The organism is Streptomyces sp. CB02923, assembly GCF_001905005.1.
GTDB lineage: Bacteria > Actinomycetota > Actinomycetes > Streptomycetales > Streptomycetaceae > Streptomyces.
Genome location: NZ_LWKZ01000012.1, coordinates 358040 through 374609 on the forward strand (window position 1 = coordinate 358040; position 16570 = coordinate 374609).

At 71.1% G+C, this 16570-nt stretch carries 11 protein-coding genes; 8 read left to right on the top strand and 3 right to left on the bottom strand.

Going from position 1 to position 16570, the window contains the following annotated elements:
- Positions 1–104: 104 nt before the first annotated feature.
- From A6A06_RS13175 to A6A06_RS13200, 6 genes are all read left to right on the top strand, one after another.
- The gene (locus tag A6A06_RS13175) at positions 105–1916 is read left to right on the top strand and encodes an alpha-L-fucosidase (protein WP_443333740.1); all 1812 of its coding nucleotides are present in this window, start codon (positions 105–107) and stop codon (positions 1914–1916) included.
- Between the two features lie 236 nt (positions 1917–2152).
- Positions 2153–2395 carry a hypothetical protein gene (locus tag A6A06_RS13180; RefSeq protein WP_073761391.1) on the top strand — a complete coding sequence of 81 codons (243 nt, stop codon included), beginning with the start codon at positions 2153–2155 and terminating at the stop codon, positions 2393–2395.
- A gap of 230 nt (positions 2396–2625) precedes the next feature.
- Entirely contained in the window at positions 2626–3600 is a 975-nt protein-coding gene (locus A6A06_RS13185) for an acyl-ACP desaturase (protein ID WP_073761392.1), read from the top strand.
- Positions 3601–3667: 67 nt separating this feature from the next.
- Positions 3668–4753, top strand: a complete 1086-nt coding sequence (locus A6A06_RS13190) for a LysR family transcriptional regulator (RefSeq protein ID WP_073761393.1) — start codon at positions 3668–3670, stop codon at positions 4751–4753.
- Between the two features lie 189 nt (positions 4754–4942).
- Positions 4943–6100, top strand: a complete 1158-nt coding sequence (gene alc / locus A6A06_RS13195) for an allantoicase (RefSeq protein ID WP_073761394.1) — start codon at positions 4943–4945, stop codon at positions 6098–6100.
- 1175 nt (positions 6101–7275) lie between these two features.
- Positions 7276–7578 (top strand): hypothetical protein, encoded by a 303-nt coding sequence (locus A6A06_RS13200; protein WP_073761395.1) that lies wholly within the window; start codon positions 7276–7278, stop codon positions 7576–7578.
- A 117-nt stretch (positions 7579–7695) separates the two neighbouring features.
- On the opposite strand, the gene pepN is transcribed toward A6A06_RS13200, so the two are convergent.
- Complete coding sequence (gene pepN / locus A6A06_RS13205; RefSeq protein WP_073761396.1) at positions 7696–10272, bottom strand: aminopeptidase N; 2577 nt, start codon at positions 10270–10272, stop codon at positions 7696–7698.
- 135 nt (positions 10273–10407) lie between these two features.
- Between pepN and A6A06_RS13210 the strand changes: the two genes are divergently transcribed.
- Both A6A06_RS13210 and A6A06_RS13215 read left to right on the top strand, forming a co-directional pair.
- Positions 10408–10998, top strand: a complete 591-nt coding sequence (locus tag A6A06_RS13210) for a Uma2 family endonuclease (RefSeq protein WP_073761397.1) — start codon at positions 10408–10410, stop codon at positions 10996–10998.
- Between the two features lie 203 nt (positions 10999–11201).
- Positions 11202–11726: a DUF1203 domain-containing protein gene (locus tag A6A06_RS13215; protein ID WP_073762123.1), complete on the top strand. Its 525-nt coding sequence runs from the start codon at positions 11202–11204 to the stop codon at positions 11724–11726.
- 74 nt (positions 11727–11800) lie between these two features.
- Here A6A06_RS13215 and A6A06_RS13220 read toward each other — a convergent pair whose 3' ends face one another.
- Together A6A06_RS13220 and A6A06_RS13225 are read right to left on the bottom strand one after the other, a co-directional pair.
- Positions 11801–12832, bottom strand: a complete 1032-nt coding sequence (locus A6A06_RS13220) for an aspartate-semialdehyde dehydrogenase (protein WP_073761398.1) — start codon at positions 12830–12832, stop codon at positions 11801–11803.
- A gap of 83 nt (positions 12833–12915) precedes the next feature.
- Positions 12916–16239 (bottom strand): S8 family serine peptidase, encoded by a 3324-nt coding sequence (locus A6A06_RS13225; protein WP_073761399.1) that lies wholly within the window; start codon positions 16237–16239, stop codon positions 12916–12918.
- Positions 16240–16570: the final 331 nt, after the last annotated feature.

A 16570-nucleotide genomic window follows, 5' to 3' on the forward strand; every position in this document is an offset into this window, starting at 1 on the left:
CGGCCGTGCGCACCGCTCTTCCGGCCGCTGCGGCCGTACGGCACCATGCCGTGGACGCCATCCAAGAGATCCGACCCATCGGGGCCGGGGAGTTGGAGGGAACCATGGCTGCGGGAACCGTGGCAGCGAGAAGCACGGCAGCAAGAACCACGGCAGGAAGCGGGCCGCGCGCCCGCCTGTGCACCGTCTTCGCGCTCACCGTCACCGAGGCTCTCGCCTCGCTGGCCCCGTCGGCCCCGTCGGCCCCGTCAGCCCTGTCGGACCCGTCAGCTCCGTCAGCCCTGTCGGACCCGCGCACTCCGCTCCGGGCCGGCGCCCACCGGCCCGCTGCCCACCGGCCCGCCGCGAGCCCCTGCACGGGCCCCGTACGCCCGGCCTCCCAGATGACCGTCGAGCCCTGCGACACCCCCGCGCGGATCATCGAGAAGGCCGCCAGGACCGTACCGACCGCGGCGCAGCGCGCCTGGCAGGAGCGGGAGGTCACCGCGTTCACGCACTTCGGCATGAACACTTTCACCGGCCGTGAGTGGGGCTCCGGAACCGAGGACGCGAAGTGGTTCGCGCCGCCGCGCATCGACGTGGACCAGTGGATGCGCGCCTACAAGGCGGCGGGCGCGGAACAGGTCATGCTCACCGTCAAGCATCACGACGGCTTCGTGCTCTACCCCAGCCGCTACACCCCGCACACCGTCCGGGCGAGCCCCGGGCAGCCGGACGTCGTCGGCGCGTACGTGCGGGCCGCTCGCAGGGCCGGGCTCGACGTCGGCCTCTACCTGTCGCCTTCCGACGGCGCCGAACTGCCGCACGCCTGGCACGCGCGCTGGGTCGAGGAGATCGGGCGCAAACAGGCCGAGGGCAAGCAGCTGAGCCTTCCCGAACGGGTCGCCCTGGACGACCGCGGCCGGGCGCCCGCCGGACTGGGCCGCTTCGGCAACGGCAGCGCCGTCACCGAACGCACCATCCCCACCCTCGTCCCCGGCGACGACCGCGCCGCCGCCGTACGCGACGGACGGCTGCCCTCCTTCACCGTCCGCGCCGACGACTACGACACGTACTACCTCAACCAGGTCTACGAACTGCTCACCCAATACGGTCCGGTCGAAGAGTTGTGGCTGGACGGCGCGAACCCGTGGGCGGACGCCGGTGTCACGCAGAAGTACGACGTACGCCAGTGGTTCGAGACGGTCCGCCGCCTCTCGCCGCGCACCGTCGTCTTCCAGGGGCCGCAGGGCGTGCGCTGGGTCGGCAACGAGCGGGGCGTGGCGCGCGAGACGGAGTGGAGCGTCACCCCGTCCGCCGTCGACCCCTGGTCGGTGCTCTCCGGCGGGCTGCCCAACGACTCCGCCGACGCCGACATCGGCTCCCGCGCCAAGCTGCTCGCACCCGCCACCAAGTACCTCCAGTGGTATCCCGCGGAGGCGGACGTCTCGATCCGGCCCGGCTGGTTCCACCACCCCTGGGAGCGTCCCAAGACGCCCGGCCGGCTGCTGGACCTGTACGAGAAGAGCGTGGGCCGCAACGCGTCGCTGCTGCTCAACGTGCCGCCGGGCCGCGATGGCCGGATCGGTGAGGCCGACGTCGCCGCCCTCACCGCCTTCGGGAGGTCCGTACGGGAGACGTACGGCCGCGATCTCCTGGCGGGCGGCCGGGCCCCGGGCGCGCGGCCGGGCGGTGTCACGTTCGACCGGGTCGGACTGGGGGAGGACCTGCGGTACGGACAGCGGGTGGAACGGTTCGCCGTCGAGGCGCGGACCGGCGGGACGTGGCGGCGGATCGCCGGAGGGACCACCGTCGGCCACCGGCGCATCCTGGCGCTGCGCGCGCCGGTGACCGCCGACGCCGTACGCGTACGGGTCCTCGGGGCCCGTGCCGCACCGCACCTGATGCCGGTGACCGCCCACTTGTCCCGACGGTGACCGCCCGCCTGTCCCGACGGTGACCGCCCACCTGTCCCGGCCATTTCTTGGGCGTCTCCCGGTCCTCTCCCGGTCCTCTCCCGGTCCTCTCCCGGTCCTCTCCCGGGGCCTGTCCCGGTCCTCTCCCGGCCCCGATCCGGCCCTGGTCCAGCCCTGGTCCCGCCCCGGAACGGCCGGGTCAGCCGTTAGGCGACCCCGGGCGCGCGAGGGTGAAAGACGTCCGATACGTTGACCTCGTGAGCAATCTGGTCAAGAAGAACGCCCTGCGCGCCGGAACCATCACGGCCGGCACCGCGCTGATGCTGCTGATGTCGTCCCCCGCGTTCGCGCTCACCCGCGACGACGGTGACGACCCGGGTCCGGGCCTGAGTGTCGTCCAGACGCTCGGCCTCTATGTCGCCGCCCCCATCGTCCTCTTCCTGGTCATCGCCGGCCTGGTCATGGCCGGTGACAAGTCCCGCAAGCAGTCCAAGGGCTGATCCAGGGCTCCATCCACGCCTCTTCAAGGGCGCCCGCAGGTTCGCGAGAACCGGCGGGCGCCCTTTTTGCATGGCCCGGGAAACGATCCGGCGGGGCCTGCGGAATCCTCCCCTCCGCGGGTACCCCTCCGCGGAGGGCGGGATTCCGCCAGAGGGTTGTTTTGATGTGGACCTAACCTACGATGGCGTAACCTACGGAGCCGTAGGTACCCCCGTCCCCAGGAGTCCCCGTGACCATCGCCCCCGACCGCCACGCCGGAGAGCGCGGCCAGGCCGCTTGGAGCGACACCCGGCTGCTGTTCGCACTCGAAGAGGTCGTCGAGAAGGAGCTCAACCGGCACCTGAAGGTCGCCAAGGAATGGATGCCGCACGAGTACGTGCCCTGGAGCGACGGCCGCGACTTCGACGGCGTCATGGGCGGCGAACCGTGGGCCCCCGAGCAGTCCAAGGTCACCGACATAGGGCGGATCGCCCTGGTGGTCAACCTGCTGACCGAGGACAACCTGCCCAGCTACCACCACGAGATCGCCTCCCTCTTCGGGCGGGACGGCGCCTGGGGGACGTGGGTGCACCGCTGGACGGCGGAGGAGGGCCGGCACGGCATCGTCATGCGTGACTACCTGCTCACCAGCCGGGCCGTGGACCCGGTCGAGCTGGAGCGGTTCCGTATGGCGCACATGTCGGCCGGCTTCGAGTCCGACAACGCGCACAGCATGCTGCACTCGGTCGCGTACGTCGCCTTCCAGGAACTGGCGACCCGCATCTCGCACCGCAACACCGGCCACCACTCCGGTGACCCGGTCTGCGACCGGATGCTGGCCCGTATCGCCACCGACGAGAACCTCCACATGGTCTTCTACCGGAACCTGCTCGCCGCCGCCTTCGAGCTCGCTCCCGACCAGACCATGTGCTCCGTACGGGACGTGGTCACCGGCTTCCGCATGCCGGGTCACGGCATGCCGGGCTTCGAGCGCGCCGCGGCCCGGATGGCGATCGGCGGGATCTACAACCTGCGCATCCACCACGACGACGTGCTCCAGCCGGTGCTGCGCTACCTCAAGGTGCTGGAGATCGGCGGCCTCGGCCCGGCCGGGCTGCGGGCGCAGGAGGAGCTGGGGATGTTCATGGGCGGGCTGGACGACCAGGCGCGCAAGTTCGACGAGCGTCTGGCGGCGCGCGATGCCCGCCGGGCGGCGCGGGGGTAGCGAGGCCCGCCGGGCGGCGCGGGGCGGGCCAAGCCCGCCGGGTGCGTACGCTGCGTACGCTGCCCGCATGGCCGACTGGGACATCAAGAAGCTGCGCATCCTGCGCACCCTCCACGAGCTGGGCACGGTCACCGCGGCCGCCGAAGCGCTGCACCTGACGCCCTCGGCGGTCTCGCAGCAGCTGTCCGGCCTGGCCAGGCAGCTCGGGGTCACGCTCCTGGAGGCCCACGGCCGGCGCGTACGCCTGACGGACGCCGCGCACCTGGTCCTGCGGCACGCCGAAGCCGTCTTCGCGCAACTGGAGCGCGCGGACGCCGAGTTGCTCGGCTACCTCCAGGGCGAGGCGGGAGAGGTGCGGCTGGGCGCGTTCTCCACCTCGATTCCCGCGCTGGTGGTCCCCGCCGTACGGGACCTGCGCGGCTCGCACCCCGGCCTCGCGGTGTCCGTACGGGAGGCGGAGGCGGCGGAGGCGTACGAGCTGCTGGCGGAGGGGAGCGTGGACCTCGCGCTCTCGCTGGCCGCGCACGCGCCCACGCCGCGCGACCCGAAGTTCACCCGCCTCGCGCTGCTCGCCGACCCGCTGGACGTGGCGCTGCCCGCCGGGCACCCGCTGGCGGACGAGCCGGGGCTGCGGCTGGCCGACCTGGCGGGCGAGCAGTGGATCTACGGCAGCAGCGGCCCCTGGTCGCAGATCACGACGGCCGCGTGCGAGCACGCCGGTTTCGTGCCGGAGCGGGCGCACGCCGCCGCCGACTGGGACGCGATCCTGGCCATGGTCGGTGCGGGCATGGGGGTCGCGCTGGTGCCCCGGATGGCGATGTCCGGGGTACGGGGCCGGACCGGGCCGGGATCCGGGGCGCGGGGACGGACCGGGCCGGGGCGGGAGGCCGTCGCCGCGGCGCAGTCCGAAGCGGTGGAGTCCGAAGCGGCGCAGTCTGAAGCGGTGGAGTCCGGGGTGGCGCAGTCCGGGATGGCGGAGTCCGGAGTGGCGGTGCGGGTGCTGCGGGCCGACCAGCCGCGGCGGCACGTCGTGGCGGCGGTGCGGCGCGGGGCGGAAGGGGCGCCGGGGCTGGAGCGGGTGCTGGCGGCGCTCCGGCGGGTGGCCGCGGGCCTGGCCGTGCCACCGGATGCGGCAGCCGACGGCGGCCGGTGACCCTCCAGCCCGGCCATTCCCCCTTCACCATTCCCCCTTCGCCGTCCCCCCTCGCCATTCCCCCTTCACCGTTCAGCTCGCCTGAACGTAACCTCCAGAAACTTTCGATAGACCTGGAGAAATCGTTCCTGCCATCGTCAAGGAGTCCGTGTCACCCCTCACCCCTCACCCCCTCCCCGAAGGGCAGAGATGACCACCACTCCGGCCGTTGCCTCCTCCACCGACCCGCACGCCAACGACGCCGCACCGTACGGCGGCGGCGACCCCTACGCGGACTACCGTGGCGGGGACTTCCCCTTCACCTCGCTCGTCGACCTCGCCGACCGCCGGTTCGGTGCCGGTGTCATCGCCGCCAACGACGAGTTCTTCGCCGAGCGCGAGAACCTGCTGAAGCCCGGCCCCGCGGTCTTCGACCCGGAGCGCTTCGGCCACAAGGGCAAGATCATGGACGGCTGGGAGACCCGGCGGCGGCGCGGGGCCGACGGCGCGCACCCCTTCCCCGCCGAGGACGAGCACGACTGGGCGCTGATCCGCCTCGCCGCCGCCGGCGTCATCCGGGGCGTCATCGTCGACACCGCCCACTTCCGCGGCAACTACCCGCAGCAGATCACCGTCGAGGCCACCGCGCTCCCCGGCAGCCCGAGCCCCGCCGACCTGCTCGCCGACGACGTGAAGTGGGAGGAGATCGTCCCCCGTACGCCGGTGCGCGGCCACGCCGCCAACGGCTTCGCGGTGACGGCCGAGCGCCGCTTCACCCACCTGCGCCTCAAGCAGCACCCCGACGGCGGCGTCGCCCGGCTGCGGGTGCACGGCGAGGTCGTGCCCGACCCGGCGTGGCTGGACGTGCTGGGCACCGTCGACCTGGCGTCCGTCATGCACGGCGGCGTCGTCGAGGACGCCTCCGACCGCTTCTACTCCTCGCCCGCGCAGATCATCCAGCCCGACCTGTCCCGCAAGATGGACGACGGCTGGGAGAACCGCCGCCGCCGCGTCCGCGACACCAACGACTGGGTACGGTTCCGGCTGGCCGCGCAGGGCGGGATACGCGCCGTCGAGATCGACACCGCGTACCTGAAGGGCAACTCGGCGGGCTGGGCGGCGCTCTACGGATGCGACGCGGAGACCGCCGACCCGGCCGACGACGCGGCCTGGTTCGAGATCCTGCCGCAGACCCGGCTCCAGCCCGACACCCCGCACCGCTTCGCGCTCCCGCGCCCGGTGACCGCCACCCACGTACGGCTGGACGTCTTCCCCGACGGCGGCCTGGCCCGGCTGCGCCTGCACGGCGACCTCACCGACACCGGCCGCGCCGCACTCGCCCGCCGCTTCGACGAGTTGTGCGGCTGAGCGGCGTTAGCCCCTGCTCTCGTGGCACGCGGTGTCGCGAAAGCGTCCGGCGGTGGCCGGCGACGCGCCATCGGCAAGGGCGCGCAGGGCAGCAGTGGCGCAGACCCTTGTCGACAGGTACCTAAATCGATGTGCGCATTAGCAACTCAATTTGAGGGAGATTTGAGCATCGTAAACCGCCGAACCCGGAGTGCGCCGAAATAGCACCCCGGGTTCGTCGGTGTGGAGTGTTTGGCGTCACTCCCCGGCGGATTTGCGGCGTCGCGACACTATCCTTGGGCCCGGCCGCCGACCGGCTGTCGCAGGCGTGTCCTGTACGTGCCCGTGGTCGGACGACGGCCAGCTCAGGACGTGGTCTCCGCGTCCGGCGAGAGCCGCCGCCCCTGCTCCAACGGCCAAGGTAGGGAAGGGGCGGCGGTTTCCGGAGGGCAGGCTTTTGCAGGCCGGGGCGCATGTCGTCCGGGTTCCTGGGGTCGGAATGTTCTTTGCAGGGGTGATCCTTTTCCCCGGGTGGACCACTTGGCTTCGGCAGTCGCACGGAGGGTCGCCCGGGTGGTGATGTGCGCAATCCCCAAGGGGCCTTGTTGGTCGGGCCTGTCCCGGTCTGCCCGGTGGGCGCCGTAAGGCGCGGACGAAGGACGGCGGAAAACGTTCAGCGGTGAACCAGTTACCCGTATCGAGCGATCGGTTCACGAACAGGAAGCTGCAACGATCATGAAAACCTCGCGAGGCAAGAGGGCTTACGCTGTCGCGTTGGTCACATTGACGCCCAGTTAGGCATCACCTTCTGTTGCCTATTCGTTACGTATGGTTTTCGAATCGGCTGGGTGCTGCGGCGTCGCGGTCCGGCCCCCCGAAGGCTTGACGCGCTACCCGTGAGTAGATGAGGGGCGTCTGCGTTCTTTGAGCTGAATGGCTGTCATATGTCCGGCGAAGGGGGCCGCAGCATACTCCGGCCCGCTGACAACCGGCCGGTCCGCTCCGGTCCCGGGGGCACCGGAATCAGTTGCCAGAGCGGGCCCCGGCACCGTTAATGGTCTGGACGCATGCCGCGGGGGAGCAGCGCTCACTCCGTCCTCGCCTTCCCTGCTTGGCCGTTGGAGCAAGGCGTGGCACGGGTTTCTCGCCGTAACCGAGCCGACGACGAGGTCGGCACGAGCACAGGAGACAACTCAATGAACGAACCGACCAGCAGCCGGTCCCAGGGCCCTTCACCCACCGGCGACGTCGGCAGCACCACGGGCGGCGCCGGACCCACCCCCTCCGGACCGCCCCTGAACCTCTCTCCGGCAGCCGGCGCCCCGGTCACCCCTTCGGGCGCCTACAGTCGTCGGCAGGCCCACCGCAGGCGCCTGGAAATGTACCTGGACGGCCACTTCGAACTGAGCCTCTACGTCTCCCCGCGGCTGCTCCGCTGGCTCTGCAGCGGCATGGTCACCGCGGCGATGGGCGTCACCTGGTACCTGAAAAATCACTGAGCGGCCGCCGGTACGACGGCACGTGGTGCCACCCCGATCGGTGATGGCCATGACCGACGAAGCGCCCCGGGCCCGATCGGCCCGGGGCGCTTCCCGTATCTCGACGAGGCGCGGCCGCTACGCGGCAGCCACGTCCGCGTGCTGTGCCTTCAGGGCGCGCTCGATGCCGGAGCGGGACTCCGTCACCAGGCGGCGCAGGGCCGGGCTCGGTTCGGCCGAGGTGAGCCAGGTGTCGGTCGCGTCCAGGGTCTCCTGGGAGACCTGGAGGGACGGGTACAGGCCGACCGCGATCTGCTGTGCCATCTCGTGGCTGCGGCTGTTCCAGACGTCCTTGACCGCGGCGAAGTACTTCTCCGCGTACGGAGCGAGCAGCTCCCGCTGGTCGGTCTGGATGAAGCCGCTGATGACGGCCTCCTGCACGGCGTTGGGCAGCTTGTCGCTCTCCACGACCGAGTCCCACGCCGCCGCCTTCGCCTCGGCGGTCGGCCGGGACGCGCGGGCCGCCGCGGCGTGCCGCTCACCCGCCGACGTGCGGTCGCGCTCCAGCTCCGCCTCGATGACCTTCTCGTCGGCGCGGCCGGTCGCGGCCAGCCGCTGCACGAGCGACCAGCGCAGCTCGGTGTCGACGGCCAGGCCGGGGATCTCCTGCGTACCGTCGAGCAGGCCCTGGAGCAGGTCCAGCTGCGCGTCGGTACGGGCCGCGGCGGCGAACGCGCGCGCCCAGGCCAGCTGGTGGTCGCTGCCGGGGGCCGCGGCGCGCAGCTGCTCCAGCGCGGCCTCGGTCCACTTCGCCAGGCCGGTCTCCCGCCAGTCCGGGGCCGCGTACAGGTCCAGCGCCAGCTTCACCTGCCGGTGCAGCGACTGCACGACGCCGATGTCGGACTCCTTGGTGATGCCCGACAGCACCAGCTCCAGGTACTCGCGGGTGGGCAGTTCGCCGTCCCGCGTCATGTCCCACGCCGAGGCCCAGCACAGCGCGCGCGGCAGCGACTCGGTGAAGTCGCCCAGGTGCTCGGTGACGACGCGCAGCGAGTCCTCGTCCAGGCGGACCTTGGCGTACGAGAGGTCGTCGTCGTTGAGGAGGATGACGGCCGGGCGCGGCGTGTTCTGCGGGAACGGTACCTCGGTGCGCTCGCCGTCCACGTCCAGCTCGATCCGGTCCGTACGGACCAGCTTGCCGTCCTTCAGGTCGTAGCAGCCGATCGCGATGCGGTGCGGGCGCAGCACCGGCTCACCCTTGGCGCCGGCCGGCAGGGCCGGGGCCTCCTGGAGTACGGCGAAGGAGGTGACCGTGCCGTCCTCGGCGACCTGGAGCTCCGGGCGCAGGATGTTGATGCCGGCCGTCTCCAGCCACGCCTTCGACCAGGTCTTCAGGTCCCGGCCGCTGGTCTCCTCCAGCGCGCCGAGCAGGTCGGACAGCCGGGTGTTCTTGAAGGCGTGCGCCTTGAAGTACGCCTGGACGCCCTGGAAGAACTCGTCCATGCCGACGTAGGCGACGAGCTGCTTGAGGACGGAAGCGCCCTTCGCGTACGTGATGCCGTCGAAGTTGACGAGCACGTCGTCCAGGTCGCGGATCTCGGCCATGATCGGGTGCGTGGAGGGCAGCTGGTCCTGCCGGTACGCCCAGGTCTTCATCGAGTTCGCGAAGCTGGTCCACGAGTGCGGCCAGCGGCTGCCCGGCGCGTGCGCCTGGCAGGCGATGGAGGTGTACGTGGCGAACGACTCGTTCAGCCACAGGTCGTTCCACCACTCCATGGTGACCAGGTCGCCGAACCACATGTGCGCCAGCTCGTGCAGGATGGTCTCGGCGCGCGCCTCGTAGGCGGCGTCGGTCACCTTCGAGCGGAAGACGTACTGGTCGCGGATGGTCACCGCGCCCGCGTTCTCCATCGCGCCCGCGTTGAACTCCGGTACGAACAGCTGGTCGTACTTGGCGAACGGATACGCGTAGTCGAACTTCTCCTCGAACCAGTCGAAGCCCTGCCGGGTGACCTCGAAGATCGCGTCCGCGTCGAGGTGCTCGGCCAGCGACGGACGGCAGTAGATGCCCAGCGGCACCGAGCGCCCGCCGCCCTCCCAGGTGCTGTGCACGCTGTGGTACGGGCCGGCGATCAGCGCGGTGATGTACGTGGAGATCCGCGGCGTGGGCGCGAACCGCCACACGTTGTCCTGCGGCTCGGACGCCGGCGAGTTGGAGATCACCGTCCAGCCCGCGGGGGCCGTGACGGTGAAGGCGAACGTCGCCTTCAGGTCCGGCTGCTCGAAGCTGGCGAACACCCGGCGGGCGTCCGGCACCTCGAACTGCGTGTAGAGGTACGCCTGCTGGTCGACCGGGTCGACGAAGCGGTGCAGGCCCTCGCCGGTGTTGGTGTACGTGCAGTCCGCGACGACCTTCAGCTCGTTGCGGCCCTCCCGCAGCCCCGGCAGCGCGATCCGGGAGTCCTGGAACACCGTGCCCGGATCCAGGGGCTCACCGTTGAGCACCACCTCGTGCACGGTCGGCGCCACCAGGTCGATGAACGATTCCGCACCCGCCTCGGCGGCGTCGAACCGCACCGTGGTGACCGACCGGTAGGTGCCGCCCTCCGCGGCCTCCTGCGCGCCGGAGAGGTCCAGATCGATCTCGTACGCGTCCACGCTCAGCAGCCGCGCCCGCTGCTGCGCCTCGTCGCGGGTCAGATTCGTGCCAGGCACCCGATATCTCCTTTGCTTCGGACTTGGGCCCATCCTTCCACGCGGCGCGGGATCACCCGATGGAGGGCATCGACGGATATCGTGCGCTCCAGAGCGGCCGCCGACCTTACGCTCCGGCTGAAAGGAGGCGCCGCGATGACCCTGATGCATCACGACACTGTTGAGGACATCATGCGGGCCGAGAAAGGCCACGAGCTGCTGCGCTTTCTGGAGAAGGTCCCTGAGCTGGACCAGCTCAAGATCGAGCTCATCGACGGAAAGATCGTTATGCAGGCGTCGGCAGCACCGTTCCACAACCGCATCGTTGCTTTGCTCACCGCGCAGATGATCGCCGAGGGGTGGGAAGCGCTGCCGGAACAGGCGCTGATCTCGGACATCTCCAGCTTCGAGCCCAAGGCGGACCTCACCGTCACCGTCGAGGAAGCGATCCGCAACAACCCGAATCCGCTCCCCGCCGACCGTGTCGACCTCGTCGTTGAAGTCGTCTCCTCCGACCGGGACAGCGATTACATCAAGAAGCGCATGTGGTACGCGATGAGCCGCATTCCCCTCTACCTCCTCGTGGACCCCAACGAATGCACGATCGAGCTGTACTCGGAGCCGGACCATCTGACCTACCGCCGGGTGGACCCGTACCGGTTCGGCGGCCCGGTACCGCTTCCCGAGCCGTTCTCGTTCGCGGTCGACACCTCGCGGTTCAAGCCGTATCCGCCCAAGCTGCCGTAGGGGTGACCGACAAGGCGGTCCCCGCAGCGGCGGGTCTGCCGCGCGCCTCCGAGCTGGAGAGCGACTACACCTCGGCGTGGCAGGAGTGGGACGAGAGTGGCGACGCGCGGCTGTGGGACCGAGTGGCGGGGGACGGGGACGTTGGTCAACTCCACGTCCGATTTCCGCCGGAAACAAGTCGGATGCCCGCCCACGCTGTACACATGACGACGTACACGCCCCTCCCCATCCCCGCAGCCGCCCTCAAGGAACTGCGTGAGTCCGACGACTCCGGGCGGGACATGGAGCCGTTCGCTGCCGGGTCCGTGAGTGACCGGGTGGACAGTGTGGGCAGTCCGTTGCGGTGCTGTCTGCGGGCCGTGGTGGAAGGGGAGCGGATCGCGCTCGTCTCGTATGCGCCGTTGCGACGATGGGCGCAGGAGCGGTGGGCGCGGCCGGGGGCGTACGACGAGTGCGGGCCGGTGTTCATTCACGCCGAGGAGTGCGGCGGGCCGGACGCCGCCGGGCGGGCCGGGTATCCGTTCGCGCGGCCGGGGGCGCTGCGGACCCTGCGGCGCTACAACGCGGACGGGCACATCGTCGGCGGTCGCTGCTTCGAGATCCCCGCGGACGCGGACGCCGGGTTCGACGCGGCGTTCGCGGAGGCGTTCGCGCAGCCGGGCGTGGAGCTGGTGCATGTCCGGGCGCTGGAGTACGGGTGTTTCCACTTCGAGGTGCGGCGGCCGTAGAAGGCAGGTGCGGATACGCCGCGGGGCCCGTACGGAAGATCCGTACGGGCCCCGCGGCGCGGTGCGGAAACGGCTCAGCCGCGCAGTTCCGCCGCGACCAGCTCGGCGATCTGGACCGCGTTCAGGGCCGCGCCCTTGCGCAGGTTGTCGTTGGAGAGGAACAGCGACAGACCGTGGTCGACCGTCTCGTCCTTGCGGATGCGGCCCACGTAGGACGCGTCCTGCCCGGCGGCCTGGAGCGGGGTGGGGATGTGCGAGAGGGCCACGCCGGGGGCGCCGGCCAGCAGCTCGTTGGCGCGCTCCGGGGTGATCTCGCGCGCGAAGCGGGCGTTGACCTGGAGCGAGTGGCCGCTGAAGACCGGGACGCGCACGCAGGTGCCGGAGACCTTCAGCTCCGGGATCTCCAGGATCTTGCGGCTCTCGTTGCGGAGCTTCTGCTCCTCGTCGGTCTCGTTGAGGCCGTCGTCGACGATGGAGCCGGCCATCGGCAGCACGTTGAAGGCGATCGGGCGGACGTACTTGTCCGGCTCCGGGAAGTCCACGGCCGAACCGTCGTGGGCGAGCTTGGTCGCGTCCTGCTCGACGGCCTTGCGGACCTGCTCGTCCAGCTCCGCCACACCGGCCAGTCCGCTGCCGGACACCGCCTGGTACGTGGCGACGACCAGCGCGGTCAGCCCGGCCTCGGCGTGCAGCGGGCGCAGCACCGGCATGGCGGCCATGGTCGTGCAGTTCGGGTTGGCGATGATGCCCTTGCGGCGGTCGGAGATCGCCTGCGGGTTGACCTCGGAGACGATCAGCGGGACGTCGGGGTCCATGCGCCAGGCGGAGGAGTTGTCGATCACGACCGGGCCGGCGTCGGCGACCTTCGGGGCCAGCGCCTTGGCGGTCGAGCCGCCGGCGGAGAAGAGCACGATGTCCAGACCGGAGTAGTCGGCGGTGGCCGCGTCCTCGATCGTGATCTCGGTGTCCTGCCACGGGAGCGTACGCCCGGCGGAGCGGGCCGAGGCGAACAGTCGCAGCTGCTCCACCGGGAAGTTCCGCTCGGCGAGAATGCCCCGCATCACGCCGCCGACCTGACCGGTGGCTCCGACGATTCCGATCCTCATGGCACTCCTTGTTCGGTACGTACAGCAGCGGAACGGGTGCCTTCGAGGGCACCCGCCCCGTTACTGTCCACTATCTCAGGCCGTCATGACACGACCTTTTCGATGCGCACGCCGCCGCTGCCCGTGACCGTGCCGGAAGCGTTCAGCAGCTGGACCTCGCCGAAGAACTCGCGTCCGGCGGGAGCCGGGCCCGCGACCGCGACCTCGGCCGTGACCTGCGTCGATGCTCCGCTACCCAGCTTTACCGCTTTCGATTCGTCCGTCTTGAGCGAACCGAGCGCGGAGGAGTAATACACATCACGGTAGTCGTAGGCGGTGCTGCCCGCGGGGATCGCGTAGCCGTCCACGACGACGGTGTACGTGCCGGGCGCGGGCTTGGTGATGCTGACCGACTCGTCCGAGCCGCCGGTCGCCGACGAGGCGACGACCTTGCCGCCGAGCAGGACGCTCAGGTCCAGGTCGGCCTTGGCGTCGGCGGGCGCGCCGATCGCGGCGTCCAGCCGGGACACGCCGCTGCCCACGGCGATCTCGTACCGCTGCGACTCGCCTTCCTTGATCGTCGGGCGCTGCGTACGGGACGAGCCCAGCTCGCCGCCCTTCAGGGTGCCCTCGACGGCGGCGAAGGCGTTGGCGACCTTCCACTCCACCGGGGCCGGGCTGCCGATCTTGGCCTGCGGCAGGACGCGGACGGCCGGGTCGAAGGTGGTGCCGAGCGCGGCAGCGGTGACCGTGTACGGGTTGTCCAGCAGCGGCGAGGTGCGCCGCGACTCGACCTCGATCTCCCAGACGCCGGGCGCCGGGTTCTTGTAGGTGCGCCGCACCGGGTCGCAGGTGTTGGCGGGGTTCGGGTAGTTGGGGTAGCAGTTCGGCGTGCCGGTCGGGTCGACCGGGACACCCTGCGGGCTGAGGGCGATCCAGCGCGTCTGGCTGCCCGCCGCGAGTCCGCTCATCGAGACCTGGAGGGCCTTGGCGCCCTTCGGGACGGTGATGAAGTGGGAGGTGGTGGCGTTGCGCTGGACGGTGCCGGACTTGGCGAGCGCGTGGGTGGGCGCGGCCAGCGGCTCGGCGGCCACGACGGTGGCGAGGATCTTGCGGTCGACGCCCTCGGTGCGCGGGTCGTCCAGGTCCACGGTGACGCTGTGGATGCCGGCGGTGCGCGGCTTGGCGGTGATCTCGAAGGTCACCGGCCGGTTCAGCGGCAGCCAGATCGCGCCCTTCTCGTCCGGCAGGTCGAAGGTGCCGTCGTTGTTGATCAGGTCCAGCTCGTGCCGTACGGGACGGTCGGGGCCGGTGGTACGGGTGATGGTCACCTCGTACGTCCGGGACTGCCGGACCTTGAGGCCGCCCTCGCGGTCGTAGAGGCCGGTGCCGTAGCCGGGCGTCTTCAGGAAGTCGGACAGGGCCGTCTTCACCGGGGCGCGGACCGTGTACTCATGGGCGGCGGCGCCGTGCCGGATCGCGGACCAGGCGGCACGGATGTCCATCAGGCCGGAGCCCTGCTCGTACGACTGGAAGCCCTTGATCTGCTTGGCCGTCGAGGTCAGCGCGGTACGCAGCTTCGCCGGGGGCAGCGCGACCCGCTGCTGCTTCGCGGCGGACAGCAGCAGTGCCGACGCGCCGGTGGCCTGCGGCGCGGCCATCGAGGTGCCCTGGAGCATGGCGTAGCCGGGCGGCAGGTCGTAGCCCGCTTCGGCGGTGGGGCCGCCGGGCTCCCAGGTGGGGATGGTGTTGATGGAGGCGCCGGGAGCGGTGATGACCGGCGTGAAGCCGCCGTCCTCGCGCGGGCCGCGGGAGGAGAACGGGAGCATGGCGTACTTGCGCGTCACCGCCGAGCCGTAGTTCGCGGCCCAGGTCTCCTTGGAGATGGACGCGCCGACGCTGATGACCTTGTCGGCCAGGCCGGGGTCGCCGATGGTGTTCGCGCCGGGGCCGCTGTTGCCCGCCGAGATGATCAGCTGGACGCCGTAGGTGTCGATCAGCCGGGTGTACAGCTCGGCACGGGCGTTGTTGCCGTCGTTGAGCGCGGGCAGACCGCCGATCGACATGTTGACGACGTCCACGCCGCGCTTGGTGACGAGGTCGATCATGCCCTCGGTGAGCGCGATGTTGGTGCAGCCGCCGCTCCAGGTGCACGCGCGCGAGGAGACCAGCTTGGCGCCGGGGGCGGCGCCGTTCATCTTCCCGCCGAACAGCCCGTTCGCCGCGGTGATGCCCGCGACGTGCGTGCCGTGCTCGGACTCGACGACGCCGATGTTGACGAAGTCGGCCTTCTTGCCCGCCCAGTCCCCGCCGTACGGGTCCATCGGGACGTCCTTGCGGATCTCCACCGTGAAGGGGATGCGCTCGGCGATCGGGGTGCTCGGGTCGTCCTTGCCGAAGTAGCCGATGTCGAAGCCGTCCTTGTACGGCTTCATGGGCTTGTCGTCGGTGAAGTCGCCGTTGCCGTTCAGGTCCACGCGGACCGTGCCGGCGGCCGGGTCGTAGAGCACGCCCCAGCTGTCGGTGGTGTCCCCGTCGCGGTTCAGGTCGCCCTTCATGTCGCCGCCGGTGGTGGCGGCCTCGGCGAAGGTGCTGATCAGGTACGAGCCCGCGGGGGCCTTCCAGGTCCGGCCGCCGTAGGTGAAGGACGGGCCGGAGACGGGAGTGGTCATCGGGCGCCAGGTCTGGTCGCCGTCGCTGATCGGGTCGGTGGCCGTCACCCAGTCGACGATCTTGCGCTCGCCGGTGGTGGTCTTCTGCAGCGCGGGGTGCGCCAGGTCCACGCCGGAGTCGAGGATGCCGATCGTCACGCCGCGGCCGTCGGCCTTCGGGTGGTCACGGACGAAGTCCACCGCGCCGGTCTCGAAGGACGGCTGGTACGGGTTCTTCGCCGGGGTGTTCTTGCCGGGCGCCGGGTAGGTGCCGGCCTGCGGCCGGGCCTTGGCGGTGCGGTCCGTGCCGGGCCGGGGGTCCGGCAGCTTGATCTCCTGGCGGAGGTCGATGGCGTGCACGGACGACAGCTTCTGCATCTTCGCGATGGCCGTGTCGGCCTGGGCGGTGGGCACGGTGGCACGGACGTAACCGAGCTTGTCGTCCGTACGCCCGACCGAGGCGCCCTTCAGGGAGTCGAGCCCGGCGGCCGCCTGCCCGGTGGAGCCGGGCGCGGTGGCCAGCATCATCGACACGAAGCGGGCGCCGCCGGACTTGGCGCGGGCGAGCAGTTCGGCGTCCTGCGAACCGAGCTTGTCGTGCGGGGCCTTCGGGGCGGACGCGGAGCCGGCGGATATTCGGGTGTCCGCGTCGGTGGCCGCCGCGTGGGCGGCGAGGGCGGGCCCGGCCGCGGTCGCGACGGCGACGGCCGCGACGGCCGCGATCCGGGCCGTGCGTCTCGCCCGGTTCGCGGGCGGGCGTCCTGTGTCGGGGGTCATGGCACACCTCTTCAGGGTGAAGGGTCCGGAAATCGGACCTGTATGACCGCTCAATATGACGTAAGGGGATGGTGTTTGGGGAGGGGAGTGATCACAACTTTGTGAACATTCGTGAGGCATGTGCCGGGTGTACGGCCGGCGCCGTCCCGCGGCGCACGCCACCCGCCACCCGCCACCCGGCCCCGGGCTCCCGGCCCCTGGCCGCCGCCCGCCTACCCCGTGAGATGAACCTCCGGTGTCCGCCGCCCGCACCCGGTCCGAGGGCCCGGTGACCATCGGCGCCCGCCGTGATCCCTGTCCGGCGATCGGCGGCCGGCGTTGCGGCGCGGTT